Annotated in this window: 13 protein-coding genes; 7 read left to right on the top strand and 6 right to left on the bottom strand. The window is 47.4% G+C overall.

Annotated features, from left to right (window positions below; genetic code table 11):
- From BMX82_RS03850 to BMX82_RS03825, 6 genes are all read left to right on the top strand, one after another.
- Positions 1 to 2583: a beta-mannosidase gene (locus BMX82_RS03850; RefSeq protein WP_410524401.1), complete on the top strand. Its 2583-nt coding sequence runs from the start codon at positions 1 to 3 to the stop codon at positions 2581 to 2583.
- Between the two features lie 65 nt (positions 2584 to 2648).
- Positions 2649 to 4250, top strand: a complete 1602-nt coding sequence (locus BMX82_RS03845) for a DUF6057 family protein (RefSeq protein ID WP_036911654.1) — start codon at positions 2649 to 2651, stop codon at positions 4248 to 4250.
- Positions 4225 to 5721 carry a TolB family protein gene (locus BMX82_RS03840; protein WP_231622202.1) on the top strand — a complete coding sequence of 499 codons (1497 nt, stop codon included), beginning with the start codon at positions 4225 to 4227 and terminating at the stop codon, positions 5719 to 5721. The genes BMX82_RS03845 and BMX82_RS03840 overlap by 26 nt, the downstream gene beginning before the upstream one ends.
- A gap of 3 nt (positions 5722 to 5724) precedes the next feature.
- Positions 5725 to 6378 carry a DUF4369 domain-containing protein gene (locus tag BMX82_RS03835; RefSeq protein ID WP_091766313.1) on the top strand — a complete coding sequence of 218 codons (654 nt, stop codon included), beginning with the start codon at positions 5725 to 5727 and terminating at the stop codon, positions 6376 to 6378.
- The gene (locus BMX82_RS03830) at positions 6359 to 8077 is read left to right on the top strand and encodes a DUF6057 family protein (RefSeq protein WP_091766310.1); all 1719 of its coding nucleotides are present in this window, start codon (positions 6359 to 6361) and stop codon (positions 8075 to 8077) included. Before BMX82_RS03835 ends, BMX82_RS03830 begins: the two co-directional genes overlap by 20 nt.
- Positions 8074 to 9558 carry a TolB family protein gene (locus tag BMX82_RS03825; RefSeq protein WP_177172010.1) on the top strand — a complete coding sequence of 495 codons (1485 nt, stop codon included), beginning with the start codon at positions 8074 to 8076 and terminating at the stop codon, positions 9556 to 9558. The genes BMX82_RS03830 and BMX82_RS03825 overlap by 4 nt, the downstream gene beginning before the upstream one ends.
- A gap of 139 nt (positions 9559 to 9697) precedes the next feature.
- Here BMX82_RS03825 and BMX82_RS03820 read toward each other — a convergent pair whose 3' ends face one another.
- The 3 genes from BMX82_RS03820 to BMX82_RS03810 are packed head-to-tail and all read right to left on the bottom strand — an operon-like array spanning position 9698 to position 13532.
- On the bottom strand, positions 9698 to 11104 hold the full coding sequence (locus tag BMX82_RS03820; protein ID WP_091766307.1) for a TolB family protein: 1407 nt from the start codon (positions 11102 to 11104) through the stop codon (positions 9698 to 9700).
- On the bottom strand, positions 11101 to 12504 hold the full coding sequence (locus tag BMX82_RS03815) for a DUF6057 family protein (protein WP_091766304.1): 1404 nt from the start codon (positions 12502 to 12504) through the stop codon (positions 11101 to 11103). Before BMX82_RS03815 ends, BMX82_RS03820 begins: the two co-directional genes overlap by 4 nt.
- Complete coding sequence (locus BMX82_RS03810; RefSeq protein ID WP_036911666.1) at positions 12501 to 13532, bottom strand: threonine aldolase family protein; 1032 nt, start codon at positions 13530 to 13532, stop codon at positions 12501 to 12503. The genes BMX82_RS03815 and BMX82_RS03810 overlap by 4 nt, the downstream gene beginning before the upstream one ends.
- Before the next feature lie 108 nt (positions 13533 to 13640).
- Between BMX82_RS03810 and BMX82_RS03805 the strand changes: the two genes are divergently transcribed.
- A complete protein-coding gene (locus BMX82_RS03805) occupies positions 13641 to 14600 on the top strand; it encodes a DUF3089 domain-containing protein (RefSeq protein WP_091766301.1) in 960 nt (319 codons plus the stop codon).
- A 37-nt stretch (positions 14601 to 14637) separates the two neighbouring features.
- Here BMX82_RS03805 and BMX82_RS03800 read toward each other — a convergent pair whose 3' ends face one another.
- From BMX82_RS03800 to BMX82_RS03790, 3 genes are read right to left on the bottom strand one after another with little or no spacing between them, the layout of a single operon-like run.
- Complete coding sequence (locus tag BMX82_RS03800) at positions 14638 to 15603, bottom strand: Rossmann-fold NAD(P)-binding domain-containing protein (protein ID WP_091766298.1); 966 nt, start codon at positions 15601 to 15603, stop codon at positions 14638 to 14640.
- A 12-nt stretch (positions 15604 to 15615) separates the two neighbouring features.
- The gene (locus BMX82_RS03795; RefSeq protein WP_255396565.1) at positions 15616 to 17703 is read right to left on the bottom strand and encodes a PP2C family protein-serine/threonine phosphatase; all 2088 of its coding nucleotides are present in this window, start codon (positions 17701 to 17703) and stop codon (positions 15616 to 15618) included.
- An 11-nt stretch (positions 17704 to 17714) separates the two neighbouring features.
- Positions 17715 to 18956 carry a glutamate-5-semialdehyde dehydrogenase gene (locus BMX82_RS03790; RefSeq protein ID WP_091766295.1) on the bottom strand — a complete coding sequence of 414 codons (1242 nt, stop codon included), beginning with the start codon at positions 18954 to 18956 and terminating at the stop codon, positions 17715 to 17717.
- Position 18957 lies beyond the last annotated feature (1 nt).

Below are 18957 nucleotides of genomic sequence, written 5' to 3'. Positions count from 1 at the left end.
ATGATGAGGGGATTGTGTTTAGTTATCATTCTAATGATCTCAGGATCTTGTAATCAAATGTTGGCAGAACAGCGCCGGTATCTGCATGATAATTGGACGTTCGGGTTAACGCACCAGTCTAGCCGATACCCTGCTGTGGTGCCGGGGGTTGTGCATACAGACCTAATGCGCCAAGGGCTTATAAAGGATCCTTATATAGGGCTAAATGAACGGGACGTTCAATGGGTTGACAAGGAAGACTGGTTATATGAGACTACATTCCGTGTGACTGATGGTGTCTTAGCCGAGGAACATGTTGATCTTTGTTTCGATGGGCTTGACACCTATGCTGATGTTTATCTGAATGATCATAAGATATTAGAGGCGGATAATATGTTTCGCAGATGGCGAATCGATGTCAAGTCGCTGTTAAGAGTCGATAATAACGTGTTACGTGTATATTTCCATTCTCCAATAAAGGTAGATATGCCTAAGTGGGAAAAGCACTCAGGGCTTTATGATGCTGCCAATGATCAGTCGGAGAATGGCGGACTACAGGATAGAAAACTCAGCGTATTTGCTCGTAAGGCAGGCTATCACTATGGTTGGGATTGGGGACCACGACTCGTCACCTCTGGCATTTGGCGTGATGTGTATATGGAGGCTTGGAGCAAGGCCCGTATTACGGATGTCTATCTTCATCAGTGTGAGGTCAGCAAACAAAAAGCAATCGTCAGGGATGAAGTGCAGATAGAGACTGATATTGATATACCTAATGCCGTGATTACTGTGATGGATAATAAAGGTAGGAGTGTAGTCCAAAAAAAGTGTTCATTACGGAAAGGGCAGAACACTGTATCTGTGGATTTTGTCATTAAGAATCCTCGGCTATGGTGGTGTCGTGGTTTGGGAAAGCCTGAGCGTTACACTTTTATGACGAATGTTGTCGCAGATGGAAAACTTATGGCGCGGAATGAGCAACGTATTGGATTGCGTTCTGTTAGATTAGTGATGGATCCGGATGAAAAAGGTAACAGTCAGTTCTATTTCGTACTTAATGGCGTGAGAGTATTTGCAAAGGGGACCAATTATATACCACAAGATAACTTCCTGACCACTGTTACACCTGAGCGTTATTGGCAGACTTTGCGAGATGCTGTGTTGGCAAACATGAATATGATTCGTGTCTGGGGTGGAGGTATATATGAGAACGATATCTTCTATGATCTCTGTGATGAGATGGGGTTGATGGTATGGCAGGACTTTATGTTTGCCTGCAGCACCTATCCGGCTGAGGGTGACTGGTTGGAAAGTGTGCGTCAGGAAGCTGATGACAATATCCGTCGTTTGCGTAACCATCCTTGTATCGTTCTATGGTGTGGCGGTAATGAATGCCTGGATGCTTGGTATAACTGGGGGTGGAAAGGGCGTATGGAGAAAACCGATCCTGAAGGTGCCAGGCTGGTGGAACAACAGCAGGAACATCTTTACTATGATGTGCTGCAAGAAATAACTAGTCAGTTGGTTCCCGATGATATCTATACTCCAGGATCGCCTTACTCCGTACGTGGGCATGGTAGCGATGGCGTGAACGGTGACCGTCATTTCTATGGCGTCGGGCATCGGCGCATGCCTGTCAGCATGTATAATCAAGAGACTTCCCATTTTTTCTCTGAGTATGGCATGCAGTCATTTCCAGAATATGCTTCGGTACTCCGCTATGCACCTGACACAACTACTCATGATATCGGTAGCCAGTTGATGATGTGGCATCAACGGGGTGGCGTGGAGGCCAATAAGGTCATTGAGTGGTATGTCAACAATGAATATGGTCATCCTCGTGATTTCCGGCAATTCCTCTATGCCTCACAGCTGCTCCAGGGTGATGCCATGCGTACAGCCATAGAATCTCATCGCCGTGATATGCCTCATTGTATGGGGTCATTGCTCTGGCAGCATAACGACTGTTGGCCTGTAGCCTCTTGGTCTACCCGTGATTATTATGGTCATTGGAAGGCGGCTCACTATATGGTGCGCCATGCCTTTGAGCCACTACTCTGTTCTGCAGTTACGAAAGGGGACAGTTTGCTTGTCTATGCAGTCAACGATCTGCAGCTCAGGCAACAGGTGAGATTGAGACTAACTGTCTATACTCTCAGTGGGCAGACGGTTCATACACAGACACAGACAAAGGTGATTTTACCCAATACATCGACTTTGTTACTTAAGCAGTCTTTATCAGAATTGCTGAAAGAACATAAGCGTGAGGATGTCGTCGTAAACATGAGCCTTACAGCCTCGTCTGGAGTCGCATATGAGGCCAATAGCTTCCTTTGTTTACAGAAAGACCTGCGACTACTGCCTGCGAAACTAGCTTTTCAGGTGGATGCAGTCGATGGTGGATGTATCATCACCATCAAGTCTGATAAGTTTGTGCGTGCTTTGGCTATTTCTTTGGATGCAGAGAAGTACTGGTCGGATAAGAACTATTTTGACTTGCTTCCGGGAGTCCCAGTCCAATGCTTTCTGCGTTCATCGTTGTCTCCGGCAGATGTCCGGCAGAGAATGACGTTCATTTCTTTGAATAGTATGAAAGAGCAATAGCGAAGGCCTGTTATTTGATATATTATTTGGTGGAGTCAGAAAATGTTAGTAACTTAGCGGCGTTTATGAATCAGGTGAAAGTGAAATATTTAGACAATGGGTTGTCTTTGTTTGTGGGCATTGGCGTGTTCTTGTTTTGGTATGTGTGGTATCCTCACGCATTGTCATATCAAGAGCAATATCAGTTGTTCCTGTGGACAGGTGACTATTTCATGGAACGTGTGAGTGTGCCTGGTGGCTTTGCTGACTGGTTGGGTGAGTTTATCGTTCAGTTCTATTATGTAGAATGGTTAGGGGCACTGCTGTTAGCGCTTCTGTTTGTTGGCTTTGGATGGTTGGCTGGCTGGATTCCTGCAGCCTTGTTGTTGTGGCTTTTAGGCGATCCAAGTGTCCTGTTAGGTTATGCTATGGCGGTTATGATCGCCGTCGGAGTAAACAGGATGAACAGGCTTTCTGGACGAACGGGCCTGCTGGCTGATATGGCGCTGGTGCCTCTGGTGTATTGGTTGTCGGGACCTTTGGCTTGGATTTATGTGGTGATGCGATGGTTTAAACTTCCTAAGACTGTAGGTTGGCTTCTTCTGTTGTATTTGCTGGCTCTGCAGTTACTGGCCTATCGTTTCCTCTTGCCGCAGTGGACGCATGAGATGGTTTTCCTGCCTGAGCAATATTACCGTATCCCGATGATGTTGCCTGCACTGATGTGGATAATCCCTGTTGTGGTGATCATCGTTTTCGTGGTGCAGTCGCTGATAAAGTCTGTCAGATGGCATATGCCTGTACAGTTTGTGGTGGCTCTGGTATTGGGCTATATAGGTATGACCAGTGGCTATGACAAGGATATGTTTGAACTTATCCGTCAGGACTATCTGGTGAGAAACGAACGATGGGATGATATCGTGAAACGTGCTCAGGAGTATCAGGTAAAAACACCGTTCAGTTCCGTATGTGTGAATCTGGCCTTGTCTCAAAAGCATCAGTTGGCTGATCGGATGTTCGACTTCTATCAGAGTGGTTCGGATGCGTTGATCATGCCTCGTATCCGTGATCTGACCTCGATGCTCCCCTCTGCAGAAACATTCTGGCGGTTGGGTATGGTGAACTCTGCTTTGCGCTATTTCTTTGATACACAAGAGTCTATCCTTAACGGACGGACAAGTGGCCGCTGTACCAAGAGAATAGCGGAATGTATGATTGTGAATGGCCACTATAAGACGGCAAAGAAACAACTTCATCTGTTGAAACGTAGTTTATATTATCATGACTGGGCTGTCGCGACCGAGGCTCTGTTGGCAAATGAGGATGCAATAAACAGACATCCCGTATATGGCAAGCTACGTCGGTTGCGCTATCAGGACGACTTCCTCTATAGTCATCTTGAACTGTACAAAATGTTTGGTATATTGTTTATGAACAACAATAAGAACACCATGGCTCTTGAATACTTTATGGGTCAGATGTTGTTGGAAGGCCAGATGCAGGGATTCATGCAGTATATGCCCGTGGCGGGAAAGTATAGTGGTTATCGGACGATGCCAATTGGGTATCAGGATGCCATGCTGTGCATTCAGAAACGGGGGATTGTCTCCGATTCGCCCTATGCGAGCTATGTAAAACGGATGATGGAAGAAAGGAAAAAAGATGAAAGTAATGATGAAGTTCACTGAAATATCATATAAGTTGTTGGCTATTGGCTGTTGGCTATTAGCTATTGTCGGTTCGTCGTGTACAGATATACCAGAGAATCCGACATTCCTCAATCAACAGCCTTCTATATACCCCGATTATATCGGTGTAACGATTCCTGCCGATATTGCTCCTCTCAATTTTAATTCAGCAGACGAGGATATCGACTGTATGGATGTGATCGTAAAGGGTAGTAAGCAAGGTGAACTGCATGTAAACGGAGAGTGGGCTGACTTTGATATTGACGACTGGCATGCGTTGACTGAGCAGAATGTCGGGGGGGAGTTGTCGTTTACGGTATGCATCAAGAAAGACGGCCAGTGGTTAAAGTATCAGGATTTTAAGATGTTTGTGAGCCCTTATAGACTTGATGAATATGGTGTGACATATCGTCGCATTGCTCCTGGTTATGAGGTTGGAGGCGATATAGGTATCTATCAGCGGGATATACATAGCTTTCAGGAGTCTGCGATCTTGGCAGAGTGTGTTGTTCCTGGTCAGTGTATGAACTGCCATGTGGCCAACCGTGCCAATTCTCACACGTTTAATATGCAGATGCGTGGTTCTTGTGGCGGAACATTGATCTATAAAGACGGGAAGCAGAAATACCTGATAACCAAGACTGATAGTACTGTCGCTAACACGAGTTATTCATATTGGCATCCTGATGGTGACTATTGCGCTTTCTCGACGAACTCCATTCACCAAAGTTTCTTTGTCGGGACAGGTCAGCGCATAGAGGTTTATGATACCTATAGTAATGTTCTCGTCTTAGATACGAGGACTAATGAACTTGTGCTTTGTCCGCTGTTACAGACAGACGACTGGGAAACCTATCCTGCTTTCTCGGCAGATGGGAAGACGTTGTTCTATTGTACAGCTAAACCTTATAATGTGCCTGCAGAATGGAACAAGGTGAAATATAGTCTGTGTAAGATTTCCTTTGATGCCAGAACAGGTACGTATGGTGACCATGTGGATACCTTGTTGAATGCTCGTGTGCTGGATAAGAGTTTTACTTATCCCCGTCCTTCGTATGATGGCAAGTGGTTGATGTATAATGTGACATATTGTGGTAATTTCCCCGTCAACCATCCTGAGGCCGACCTTTGGCTGATGAATCTGGAAACAGGAGAGACCCATCCATTGAAAGATGCAAATAGTGAGGATACGGAGAGCTTTCACAATTGGAGCCTGAATAGCCATTGGTTTGTATTCTCCAGTCGTCGCGAGAACGGGATTTACAGTATGCCGTATATCGCTTTCCTCGATGAGAATGGCCAGGCAGGCAAGCCTTTCTTGCTGCCGCAACGTAATCCAAAGAAGTATTATCTGGAGGAGATGGACTCCTATAACTGTATCGATTTTACAAATGAAAAAGTGCAGTTAGACGCCCGTGAGGTACATAAAAGAGTATTTGAGAATAAGAGAGAACAAGTAAAGATTAGATAAGATATGAAGAAGATTTTATTGTGTGTGATGGCTATGGCTGTGGTGACTATGTTCTATAGTTGTAAACAAAATAGCAATGTGTGTCGGATTCAGGGTGTTGTCAATGGAGAACAGTTTGAGGGCAAACGTATATTCCTTGTACCGTTTACAGGCCCCAAAACCGCAGAGACCGTTGACTCAATGGAGATTAAGGACGGGAAGTTCCATTTCGAGACTGATAGCATGCAGATGTATAAACTCCTTATTGATTTACGATTCCGTGTAGGCATTCAACCCTTGTTGGTAATTGGTGAGCCGGGCGAGGTGAGAGTGGTTATCGACAGCGTGAGTCATGCAATGGGGACACCGCAGAATGACTCACTGGAAAAGTGGAAGGCGCGTACGGAAATCCATAACCGCGAGTTGGGTAAAATGCGCAGATATATAGCCGACCTGCAGAAACAAGGTGATACGGTGCGGGCCAAGTATATTCAGCAACGTGCCGATAGTTTCCATCTGGTGTATAAGAACTACTCCCGTCAGATGGCAGAGAACCTGAAGGAGGGTGTGTTGCACGATTTCCTGAAGAATATGTTCCCGCTGACGTATCAGCGAAAGTATCCTGACGGAAGAGTCGTAACGATGAATGCTGATACGAATGAAGAGATTACTGAGTAAATACTGGAAGATAGGACTGACCATCCTGTTCGGTTTGGCGGTATTCCTCTTTTGGCGATTCTGCTATCCCTTTGCGCTGGCCTATCAGGAACAGCTGCAACTGTTCCTTTTCGACGACGATTATTTCTGGGAGCGTATGTCTGAGCCTGGCGGCTTGGCAAGATACATCGCAGAGTTTATGGTGCAGTTCTATAATATGGTTACCATTGGGGCTGCGATTATTGCCCTGCTCTTTATGCTGATACAGAGGCTCACGTGGCAGTTGTTCTATCCTCGGAAGATAGTGGGCAAACTATACGTAATGAGTTTCATCCCAGTCCTGATGCTCTGGTATGCGATGGGCGATGAGAACGTCATGCTTACATATGTCGTGTCGCTGGTGATAGCATTGGTATTGATATTGCTTTGGAGGATTGTGCCAAACCTTCCCAGTATAGTGAACTGGTGTTTGCTGTTGGTGATTCTGCCTCTGGTTTATTGGCTGATAGGACCGATGGCACTGTTAGTGGCCTTGTGGATACATCCTGTCTGGGGATTCTATGTGGTGGGTTGCATGTTACTAAGTGCTCACTATCTGCCTTTCCCAATGATAAGGGTGGTACTGGGCGTGAGCTATTACCGTGTTCCTTCAACACTGCCTTATGTCTTGATAGCGATACCTGTGGTTTATTTGCTGCAGGGTGTTGCTTTGGTATTCTTTAGACGCTTTGGACATGCCTTGAGTAAGGTGGGAAAGCGTGGGGCTGTTGTCTGCTCTGTCATCGTGGTGGTAGCAGCAGCTCTATTGATTCCCATGAATTTCGACAAGAAGAAATACGAGCTTATCGAATATGACTACTTAGTGCGTGTGGGCGACTGGAACGGTATTATTGCCAAGGCTGAGAAACAGATGCCCGACCTGCCGATGAGCGTAAGTGCCACCAACTTAGCTTTAGGCATGACGAACCAGCTGGGCGAGCGGGCATTCGACTTCTATCAGCATGGTTCGGAGGGACTGCTTCCTAAGTTTGAGCGTAACTTCGCCACAGGGCAGTTAAAGGGTGAGATATATTTTAATCTCGGTATGGTGAATACCGCCCAGCGTTTCGCTTTCGAGGCAATGGAGGCTATACCCAATTACAATAAGAGCGGTCGTGTGATGAAACGACTAGCAGAGACCAACCTAATCAATGGCCAGTATGAGGTGGCACGTAAATACCTGCGGATATTGGAGAAGACCATTTTTTATCGTCGTTGGGCTCAGCGTACTATGGCTATGCTGGACGACGGCCAGGGAGGCAAAAGCATTGATGCCCACCCGCTATACGGCACACTTCGGAAGTATCGCTTACAGGATGACCTCCTGTCCAGCGACCGCGAGCTCGACAAGATATGCGGACAGCTCTTCCTGCACAACCAGCAGAATATGATGGCAGCGCAGTATCTGCTTATGATGCCCCTGCTCGACAAGGATGTTCCACGCTTCATGCAGTTTGTACAGGCAGTGCAGAAGCGAATTCCGTATAATCCACGCAGTTGTCAGGAGGGCATCGCTTTTGCCTTTTTCCAGCAGCGGCAGAACCCTCCACAGGGTTTCCTCAATGATTATGTATTGCGGCGGATGAATGAATTCGCCAACGTGTACGGTTCAGACAAAAACTCGCCTGAACTAGAAAGATTCAAGAATACGGTATGGTATTATTTAATGGTAGGACAATGAGGAAAAAAACTGTATATTGGCTGGCGGTCGTTGGCTGTTGGCTGCTGGCCGCATGTACGTCGGGTGTAGAGAATCCTATAAAGGTGGACTCGTTGCCTGCTATCTATCCCGATTACGTCGGGGTGACGATTCCTGCGGAGATAGCCCCGCTGAACTTTAACAGCACCGATCCTGAGATCGATGCAATGGATGTGGTGGTGCGTGGCTCTAAGGACGGAGAATTGCATCTGCAAGGCGACGAAGCCGACTTTGATATCACTGACTGGCATGAGCTGACACGGCAGAACAAGGGTGGCGAACTCACCTTTACCGTATGTACCCGAAAAAACGGACAGTGGCAGCAGTATAAGGACTTTACGGTCAGTGTGAGTCTATATGCCCTCGATGAGTGGGGACTCACCTATCGTCGCATAGCTCCCGGTTATGAGGTGTTTAGCAAGATGGGCCTTTACCAGCGTGATCTCTCGTGCTTCGATGAGTATCCTATTATTGAGAATACCCTAGTGCCGGGCATGTGTGTCAACTGTCACTCGGCGCGGCAGACCGATCCCTCGCAATTTGTCTTCCATGTCCGTGGCGACCATGGTGCAACGATGTTCCAGACAGACGGTCAGCGTGAATGGCTCAAGGCCAGCAACGACCAGTTGGGCGGCTCAATGGTCTATCCCTACTGGCATCCAAGCGGACAGTATTGTGCTTTCTCGACTAATCAGACACGTCAGGGCTTCCATGTAGCTCCTAATGAACGTATCGAGGTTTTCGACTTGTCAAGTGATGTGTTTGTCTATAATCCAGCCACCCACGAGATTATTAAGGACTCGCTGCTCTCTACAAAAGACTGGAGCGAGAACTCGCCCGTGTTCTCTCCCGATGGCAGGACACTGTATTTCATGACCTGTAAGCAGCAGGATTATCCAATGCACTATAAGGACGAGAAGTATAACCTCTGCAAGATAGCCTTCGACCCCGAGACGGGGCGTTATGGCGAGCAAGTGGATACCATTTTCAATGCTGTGGCTATGGGTAAGAGTCTCACATGGCCGCGTCCCAGTTACGACGGGAAGTACATCCTCTTTACGCTGATGGACTATGGCTATTTCTCTATCTGGCATGAGGAGAGTAATCAGTGGCTGCTCGATCTTCAGACGGGAGAAGTGCGTGAGTTGAAGGAAATCAATAGTGAACGGGCCGACAGCTATCACAACTGGAACATCAATTCCCACTGGATAGTCTTTACCAGTCGCAGGGACGATGGGCTTTACAGCCGTCTCTACCTGGCAAGTGTCGACGAACAGGGGCACTTCTCAAAACCCTTTCTGTTGCCCCAGCGCCATCCGAAGGAGTATTATGAAGAGAGCATCTTCTCTTTCAATGTACCCGACTTTACGAAGTCGAAGGTGGAGTTCGATGCCTACGAGGCAGGCCGCGAAATAGCTTCTGATAAGCGTATTGGGACAAAAGTCACTTCTCCCGCCAAATAGGGGATAATCTCCATAACAACAAAACAACTTGTTTTGTTCTCGTTCAGATAGTCTTTTACACTCTAAGGAACTATCTCTTTGAAGACAAAACAAGTTGTTTTGTTATTATGGTAATAAAGGTTTACCTTTAGATGAAAGGTTATTTGAATGAAATAGCTTGTTCTTTCATCACTTTGACCACGTCATCTACGTCGAATGGAACCTTGCCCTTGCCCAGTTCTGGCGCGTTAAACGACTTCAGGTTGTTGTCGTAGAACGTTGGGTGCTGCTGTGGCAGACAGAAGGGCTTATGGGTCTTGCCGTCTTTGTCAACGTAGCAGAAGTAAGGCTTGCCGTATAGCCCGTCGTCGCGTTTCGAGGCGAAGACAAACCAGCGGCTGTTCGATGACCATGAATGGTATGTATCACTCTTCTGACTATTGACTATGCTGAGGCTGTCAACAGCGCCCGTTTGAAGGTTTATCATCTGTAGGTCGGCCTCTGGATGCCAGATCGGGAAGGTGCCATAGTCGGCTACTGTGAAGAGTACAAAACGTCCGTCAGGACTAATGCGGGGGTGGCAGACACTCCTCTGGTTGAAAAGTGTGTCGATTTTCGTACCAATGGTGCCGTCGCTCTCGTTGAAAGGGATGCGCACAAGACTGTATTGCAGGTTCTTGATATCCTGAGGCAGGCTCACAGTGTCGGCACTGCAATAGTAGATGTACTTGCCATCGGGCGAGAACGTGGGGAAGGTCTCGAATTTCAGGCTGTCGGCCAACAGGGGCGATGAGATGATGCGGTGCTCCAGCATATCGGCCACGTAGACGTTTGATGCTGCATCGTAGACTTCCAGGCGTTTACTGGCCAGACTGTGGAAGGCAGGAATGATCTTTTGGGTGGAGTAGGTGATGTAACGCCCCGTAGGACTGAAACAGAAGTACACGCTACCCGGGATGTTGAGCTTGCTCAGTTGGCCATTGCGGTTCAGGATGGCACCGCCGCCAGGACCGCGTACATACATCATCGACAGTTCTGGGTCTTGATTGGCGTAGGTGTGGCAGTTCATACAGCGGTTCTCCAGTTGCTCATGGTGGGCTAGAGCATTTACGTTGAAGTTCTCCACGCAACGTTGCTGAATCTGCACGTGATTCCAAATCTCATAGTCGGGTTCGATGAGGCGGTAGGTAAGGTAAGGATCCACTTTATCGCTCACCACCTGCCATTTAAACGACTTGTATTGTGTCCATGTCCCGTCGATGAGTGCTGTCACGGTGACCTCTATCTCTTTATCGGCCGATTGCTGCATCAGCTTCTTCCAGTCGTCGATGTCGAACACAGCCTCATTGCCGCGCGTATTCAGTGTCAGTTCTCCAGCTCTCACCTCGATGGCTTCGCAGTTGGCACGGAGCAGGAAGTTCAGCGGAGCAATATTCTCGGGAACGGTCACGTCGCAGTAGTCGGGATATATAGGAGGCAACTCGCTGTTCTGCTGCACGTTCTCTGGAGTAGGTGCGCAAGAAAGGTAAAAAGGTAAAAATGTGAAAATGTAAAACAGTCGTCTCATATCTCTGGTGCTTTAATCTTATCAAAGTAATACCAGTAAGAGCCCTTGAACAGAGTGCTGCCACGTTGTTGGTTGTATTGCTGGAACCGTTCAAAAACGTCACTCCGCTGTATGTACTTCTCCCACTCTTCTTGTGAGGCGTCTGTGCCAGCCAGCCAGATGCAAAGGGCTTCCTGATAGAGCGGTTTCAGGCGAGGCCTGCCAGTCTCTATGCAATAGCGATCGTAGTCGCGCTTGAAGTTGGTGATATCCTTCAGCAACAAGTTGCTGCACAGAATATAGTCGAGGGCGATGGTGTTGTCGGGATTAGTATCGAGCAGTTGCATCATCAGGAAATGAGCATTGTCGGAAATGGTTATCGTGTCACGCCGGTTTGCCCTCTGCATTTTCTCTTGATAGATTTGCTGGCCGTGTTGGCGGATGTTCTCTGCCCACTTTCTGTATACCAGTGTCTTATCGAGGATGCGCAGATACTTTTCTGCCGCCAGAGAGTCACCGCTAACGATATTGCATTCTGCCAAGCGGCGCATCATACGGACATTGCGGTTGTTATGAGAAAAGACGTTGGTCATCATGGCAGCTCGCTCTGTAAAGGTCATGTCGCCCAGTGCCCAGTAGAGCTCATTCATGTTACGAATGGTAAGCATAGGGGTCTTTGGTCCGATTTTCTCGAATGTGCCAAGATAGTTTGGCGTGAACTTAAGCAGATGGTCTGGTAGTTGGTCACGCTGAGCCTGTGACAGATTGTAGAAAAAGAGCATCTGGTTTGTCCACTGCTCAGAGCTCTCTACCAGCTGGATCACTTTGTCGTGGTTACCGAAGTAGTATTCACAGTCAACGGCAAAGTCTTTCTCAAGAATGAAGTCGGGGCCTTGCAACTTCTTTACTTGGGGCAGCCCGAAGAGCAGCCAGCCAGACAACAGAAGACAGCAACAAACGGCAACCTGCTTCTTCCGACCTTTGACAAGTGATACCAGCCATAACAGCAGTGTCCAGCCCATGACGGTGATGGTAGATGACAGGCGGTAGCTGGTGCTGAAATGGCAGACAGCAAGGAAGGTCATCAGTACCAATGCCAATAACAGCGATACGATGTGGTTGACCTTGAGATGGCTTAAGGCGCTGTAAAGCAGCATGCCTGTAGCTGTCAGACAGAATGTCAGAATGGTGGCGCCGATATAGAGGTAGTAATAGAATTGGGTCAGGAAGTCGCCCGCTAGTGTAGCTAGCCAGCCCGATCCGGTGTAAGAGGAGATATAGTCCCACGACCAGAGAAATAACTGGTTCTGCTCCTGAAAGAAGAAATGGTAAGGATAGCAGAATTGGAAAAAGCACCAACAGGCGATAGCCCAGAGGACCATCACTACCAGAGGATAATATCTCAATACCTTACCTTTCACTTTTCCAGAATCTTTTCCAGTTCGTCAATTTCCTCTTCTGTTGTTGCCCAACTAGTGACGAAGCGGCAGATGGTATGATGCTTGTCGGCCTGTCCGAAGTGAGTAAAGAGCATTTTCTGACTGAGTTTGTCAACCTGTTCATTATCGATAATGACGAACTGCTGGTTGGTGGGAGAGTCTACGTAGAACTTGAAGCCTTTTCGTATAAAGATGTCTTTCATCCTCATAGCCATCTTAATGGCATGTTCGGATAGCCTGAGATAGAGATTGTCAGTAAACAAGGCCTCGAACTGCAAACCGATAAGCGCTCCTTTCGCTATCACGGCACCATGCTGCTTCTGGATAGAGAAAAAATGCTTATGGGCTTTGCGGTTGGTGAAGACAACGGCTTCTCCACAGAGTGCGCCAATTTTCGTGCCGCCAATGTAAAATACATCGCAATGGCGGGCCAGATAGGGCAGGGTCACATCTGTGCCCTCAGCCTTCAGTCCGTAGCCGAGACGGGCACCGTCGATATACAATGGAATCTCATAGCGCTGGCATACCTGATAGATGTCATTGAGTTCTTTAGCAGAATAAAGGGTGCCGAACTCTGTGGGGAAAGTGATGTAGACTAAGCCCGGGTGAACAGCATGATCCTTATTGCCGTCGTGCATATAGTCGTCAAGATACTTGTCAAGGGTGCTGGCCTCCATCTTACCATCGGTATCGGCAATCGTGATAATCTTATGCTCGGTAAACTCCACAGCTCCTGCCTCATGGACATTGATATGACCGCTACCAACGCAAATTACGCCCTCGTATTGATAGAGCATAGAGTCGATAGTTGTGGCGTTGGTCTGTGTGCCACCAGTGAGGAAGAATATCTGTGCGTCGGGGAGTCCGCAGGCTTCGCGGATACGATCCTTCGCCCGCTCGCTGAATTCGTCGAAGCCGTAAGGGGTTGGCTTGGCGTTGTTGTACTTAATTAGATTTTCAAGTACTTGAGGATGTGCTCCGTTATTGTAGTCGCATTCAAATGATAGCATGTCTTTTTTCTCTTTTGCCTGCAAAATTACATAATCTTTCGCTATTTATTTGCAGAGTTCGAGGTTTTTTTATATTTTTGCACACGATTTTACAATCGACCATACAGGATGACAAAGATTAGAAACCACATTGTGGTACCCATAGCCTTATCCATCATGCTCATTATTTCATCGTGGAATAATGGACTTGATAGTGTTGTCGGCCCTATTCCACAGCGCCCCAGTTACGATAATCCCTCCATGTGGTATATACAGAGCCGTGGGGGCGAGGCCGATCTCTTTTATATTATCTCTACCGAGACTGGTGACCATATGATGGGTGGTGACACCTGCCATTTAGCGGACATTTATAATATGGAGCTGCGGAAGCCGATGCAGAAAGAGATGACAGCTGTTGACTCTTTCTATTCTGATAAGTTGAACTATTTTTCACCTTATTACCGTCAGGTGTCTATGGACTCGTGGGCTGATAGTGAGAAGGCTTTTGCACGTCTGCCAATAACTGTCTCAGACGTGAAACGCAGTTGGCAATATTATCTGGAGCATTTTAATCAGGGACGTCCCTTTATTATTGCGGGTTTCAGCCAAGGAGCTCTCGCTGCTTTGGAGATTGTAAAGCATATGCCCGATAGTGTTATGAAAAGGATGGTGGCTGCTTATGTGATTGGCTACAAGGTGGGACAAGAGGATTTGGATTCATTCCCTAATATCCGACTGGCTCAAGGGGCTACTGATACGGGTGTGACTATCAGCTTTAATTCGGTGAAGTCGCCGGAAAGTATCCTTTATATTAGTAAGAATACCAAGGCTTGTATCAATCCCGTTAATTGGCGCACTGATTCCGTGAGTACTCCGTTCGTGCTCTATGGCAGGAAGAAAAACGATACGTTATCCGTGCACTGTGATCCTAAGAGTAGGCATATCATAGTGGAAGGTTATCAGCAGAAAAACATCATGCCGATAATTGGTTGCAAGGGTAATTATCATGACATGGAATTGAAGTTTTACTATCCTTACATTCGAAGAAACATGGCTGACCGTGTGGCAGCGTTTATGAAACGCGAATAAATGACAATCCCCACCAAGTGGCGGGGATTGTCATTTATTATAATGCTTCGAGCATTCGTTTGATGACAACCGAACAGCTAATTTCTCGGTTAGCCGCTTCAGGGATGACAAGGCTGTTAGGCGACTCAATCACATCATCGGTTACGATAAGGTTACGACGGACGGGGAGACAGTGCATGAATTTTCCATTGTTAGTCCACGACATGTGCTCAGCGTCTACCGTCCATGACATGTCCTTTGAAGTAATCTTTCCGTAATCAGCCGGATTAATCACACCTGGGTTACTCCAGTTCTTTGCATAGATGAAGTCGGCACCCTCAAAGGCTTTCTTCTGGTCGTATTCCACCACTGCATTACCTACGAACTTCGGATCGAGTTCGTAGCCTTTGGGGTGAGTGATGACGAGATCCACATCGGGAGCGGCATTCATCCACTCGGCAAAACTATTTGGTACGGCCTGGGGCAAGGCACGGCAATGGGGAGCCCAAGTGAGAACGACTTTCGGGCGCTCAACGGTCTTATGCTCCTCGATGGTGATGAGGTCGGCAAAGGCCTGAAGGGGATGCACGGTGGCAGTCTCCATGGCAAAGACGGGACGGCCCGAGTATTTGATAAACTGATGAAGTACAGTCTCTGCATAGTCGTATTCGCGATCACTAAGTCCAGCGAAGGAGCGTACGCCTATGAGATCGCAATAGCAGCCCATTACGGGAATGGCTTCTAACAGGTGCTCACTCTTGTCGCCGTCCATGATGACACCACGCTCAGTTTCGAGTTTCCAGGCACCTGCATTTACATCAAGTACGATGACGTTCATACCGAGGTTCATGGCTGCCTTCTGTGTAGAGAGGCGGGTGCGGAGTGAGTTATTGAAGAAAATCATCATCAGGGTCTTGTTCTTGCCCAGATACTGATACCTATAACGATCGTTCTTAATCTCAAATGCTTCGGCCATCGCCTTATCTAATGGGCCGAGGTCTTCAACGTTGATAAAACTTTTCATATCTTAATATTTTTATGAATTACTTTGTAATGCTTTGATGCACATAATGGTCATGTCGTCATTAGGTTCTGCACCATCACGATGATGCTTCACTTCTGTTTCCATAAGCTCTACTACATGATGGGCATTTCTGAACTTTGTATGTCGTAATATATCAAGCACGTGGTCATCGCCAAACTGTTCCTGTCTCATGTTCTCAGCCTCACTCAGTCCGTCGGAATAAATGAAGAGAGGGCGTCCCTTGATGGATTCTATTTCCTCGCCGATATATTCGAGCCCTGGCCATAGACCTATAGGCGCATTGGACTCCATCTGAAGGAACGAACCATGTTGCTCATCGCCTCCAATGATCGGAGGATTGTGGCCGGCATTGCAGAAGTGGAACTGTCCTGTGATGAGATTCATCTGACCAATGAACATGGTGACAAACATGCCATTGTCGTTTTTCTCTGTCAGTTCCTCGTTTAAACATGTTGCTATGTATGCTGGCATCTGGTGCTGTTTTGCCAAGAAGCGGAACAGACGGATGGTCTGAGCCATGAATAACGAAGCAGGGACTCCCTTACCTGATACATCACCCAGACAGAAATATAGGATGTCGTCTTCAAGCAGATAATCGTAAAGGTCGCCACCCACTTCCTTGGCAGGGGTCATTGAGGCGTAGAGATCCAAGTCTGGACGCTCAGGGAATTCGTGTGGTACCATCGACATCTGAATTTCGCGGGCAATACGTAGTTCACTCTCTATGCGTTCCTTGGCAGCGGTGGTTTGTTCCAGTTGCTCGTAAGCTGTCTCCAGCTTGTTGTAGGCTACAGTCAGATCTTTCATGTGGCGGCTACGACGATAGAGGTAGAGGCTGAGGAAGGTGATGACAAGCACTCCCACGCCGATGGCTGTCCATAGGGTAATACGCTCTATTTTCTCCTTGTTTTGTTCCAACTCAAGTTTTGACTGAAACTCGCTCAACTTCAATTGTTGTGCATGGCGGTCCAGACTATCGTTTTTCAGTTTAATGGAGGCATGACTCAACTCTATGTTGCGATTCTTTAATGTAAGGTTGAGTGCCTCTTCCTCCAATCGACGCTGCTCCAGTTCGTCCTGGGCGTGAGCCAGTTTTAGCGATTGGTTGTGCAGCAATAACTCTTTTGCCTGGTTCTCAGCACGGATGACATCGAGCTGAAGAGTGTGCTCAGCTGTTTGCTTGCGTGTCTCGGCAGAGTTAAGAGAGTCGCTAATCAGCTTATATTTCTTGAAACAATCAAGAGCATTATTCCAATCGCCCAACCATTCATAAGCATGAGCCATCAACTTGTATCTCTCTTGAGGGTTTCTTACCGTTTGGGCTAATTCCAGCATTTGCTTGTAGTCGCCGTTTACTTGTGCATGGTATATCTCAATGAGATTACTGGAAGTTGAATTGGATTTATATTTCTCTATCACCTTTTTCCATTCTTCGTAGGCCTGATTGAACTCTTCTTTATGGTCGACTCCTTCGGGCATCATGGCGGACATGCAACGATAACTCCATGCATCCACGATGTTAGCTCCTATGAGGTTAGGCTCAGCCAGAGCTTTGTCGGTCATCTCAAGAACCTTTTCTTTCTGTCTTTTGTTATAGTATACTTTAGCCGCTCCAATATAGGCTGGTGCTGCATTGATGTTGGGCAAATGCTTCTGTTTGTACTGGATGGCATTAAGATATAGCCTTAGAGCTTCTTCTTCCATTTTGAGCGAGTTGGATTGGTTGGCATTGGTTAGGGATGAGTAGTAGATTCCGAGTTTACTGTCGTGCAGTTGGGAATACTCATTCATCGCCTTGGCTATTTCCATGCCTTTCTGGCGACTGATCTTGATAAAGGCAAAAGAAGCCTGATTTGCCCATGTGCGATAGAAGAGTCCCTCATTGCCAGCCTTAAGCGTGGCCTCCTTCAAACGCTCGGTCACGTCCATGAACTCGTCAATGTTATGCGTGGGATAAAGACGATACATCTCCTTCTCCAACTGCCCGATGTCGGCAGTTGCAACTTTCTCCTGCGCTAGCATCTGTATAGGCATGCAGAATAGAAAGAAGAGTAGGATCAATATAGGCTTGAACTTCATCAAATATTTATCTATGGGCGGGTTTGTCCTTCGCCTTCGATGAGCCACTTGTAGGTGCAGATTTCCTCGAGTGCCATAGGACCACGGGGACCTAGTTTCTGTGTAGAGATGCCGATCTCAGCGCCAAGGCCGAACTGGGCACCATCGGTAAATGAAGTAGGGGCATTCCAATAAACGCAGGCGGCATCGACATGGGCTTGGAACTTGCGGGCTGTCTGCTCATTCATCGTGATGATACTCTCACTATGGCCGGAACCGTTATCGTCGATATGCTCGAGGGCCTCTTCGAGTGAGGCAACGGTCTTGATGGCCAACTTGTAATCCATGAACTCTGTGCCGAAACTGTCATCTGTAGCATGTTCCAGATCGGGATACTTACCATCAAGGGCCGCATAAGCCTGGGCATCGGCATAGATGATGACGTCTTTTTCTGCCATCTTCTCACAAAGCGCGGGCAGATCCTGAAGACGACTCTTGTGGATGATGAGACAATCGAGGGCGTTGCAGACAGATACTCTGCGGGTCTTGGCATTATTGATGATGGCCTTACCCTTCTCCAAGTCGCCTTCCTCGTCGAAGTAGGTGTTCACCACACCAGCACCCGTCTCAATCACAGGAATGCGGGCTGTATCACGAACGAAGTCGATGAGTTTCCTGCCTCCGCGGGGGATGCAGAGATCGACGTAACCCACAGCATTGAGCATCTCGCCTGTTGCCTCATGGGTAGCAGGCAACAGGGCTACAACATCCTTCGACACGCCATACTGCTCCAGAACCTCATGAATCAGGGCAACCTCTTCGCGATTGCTGCAATCGGCATCCTTACCACCTTTCAGTATGCAGGCGTTACCACTCTTAAAACAAAGCGAGAAGACATCGAACGTGACATTGGGACGTGCCTCGTAAATCATACCGATGACACCAAAGGGTACACTGACACGGCAAAGACGAAGTCCGTTGGGTAATGTCTTCTGTTTAGTGATATGTCCTAATGGCGTGGGTAGAATGGCTACATTACGCATGTCGGAAGCAATACCATCCAAACGCTCCTCTGTAAGTTGCAGACGGTCGTAAAGGGGATTGTCTTTCGACATCTTGGTCAGATCCTGAGTGTTTGCCTTCAGGATTCTCACCTTATTATCTATAATAGCACTGGCAACGGCATTGAGTATCTCGTTGCGCTGTTCGTCGGTAAGCAAAGCCAAACTCTTGCTAGCACGTTTTACACGTTCGAAAGTCTCTTTCAGTTGCATG

Source organism: Prevotella sp. khp7, assembly GCF_900109055.1.
Taxonomy (GTDB): Bacteria; Bacteroidota; Bacteroidia; order Bacteroidales; family Bacteroidaceae; genus Prevotella.
Note: the sequence above shows the minus strand (reverse complement) of the source record. Positions and strands in the feature narration are given on the sequence as shown.

What these genes read in the sequence shown, in the direction of transcription:
- BMX82_RS03850 (WP_410524401.1), top strand. Translation starts at nt 1, where the DNA reads ATGATGAGGGGATTGTGTTTAGTTATCATTCTAATGATCTCAGGATCT.
- BMX82_RS03845 (WP_036911654.1), top strand. Translation starts at nt 2,649, where the DNA reads ATGAATCAGGTGAAAGTGAAATATTTAGACAATGGGTTGTCTTTGTTT.
- BMX82_RS03840 (WP_231622202.1), top strand. Translation starts at nt 4,225, where the DNA reads ATGAAAGTAATGATGAAGTTCACTGAAATATCATATAAGTTGTTGGCT.
- BMX82_RS03835 (WP_091766313.1), top strand. Translation starts at nt 5,725, where the DNA reads ATGAAGAAGATTTTATTGTGTGTGATGGCTATGGCTGTGGTGACTATG.
- BMX82_RS03830 (WP_091766310.1), top strand. Translation starts at nt 6,359, where the DNA reads ATGAAGAGATTACTGAGTAAATACTGGAAGATAGGACTGACCATCCTG.
- BMX82_RS03825 (WP_177172010.1), top strand. Translation starts at nt 8,074, where the DNA reads ATGAGGAAAAAAACTGTATATTGGCTGGCGGTCGTTGGCTGTTGGCTG.
- BMX82_RS03820 (WP_091766307.1), bottom strand. Translation starts at nt 11,104, where the DNA reads ATGAGACGACTGTTTTACATTTTCACATTTTTACCTTTTTACCTTTCT.
- BMX82_RS03810 (WP_036911666.1), bottom strand. Translation starts at nt 13,532, where the DNA reads ATGCTATCATTTGAATGCGACTACAATAACGGAGCACATCCTCAAGTA.
- BMX82_RS03805 (WP_091766301.1), top strand. Translation starts at nt 13,641, where the DNA reads ATGACAAAGATTAGAAACCACATTGTGGTACCCATAGCCTTATCCATC.
- BMX82_RS03800 (WP_091766298.1), bottom strand. Translation starts at nt 15,603, where the DNA reads ATGAAAAGTTTTATCAACGTTGAAGACCTCGGCCCATTAGATAAGGCG.
- BMX82_RS03795 (WP_255396565.1), bottom strand. Translation starts at nt 17,703, where the DNA reads ATGAAGTTCAAGCCTATATTGATCCTACTCTTCTTTCTATTCTGCATG.
- BMX82_RS03790 (WP_091766295.1), bottom strand. Translation starts at nt 18,956, where the DNA reads ATGCAACTGAAAGAGACTTTCGAACGTGTAAAACGTGCTAGCAAGAGT.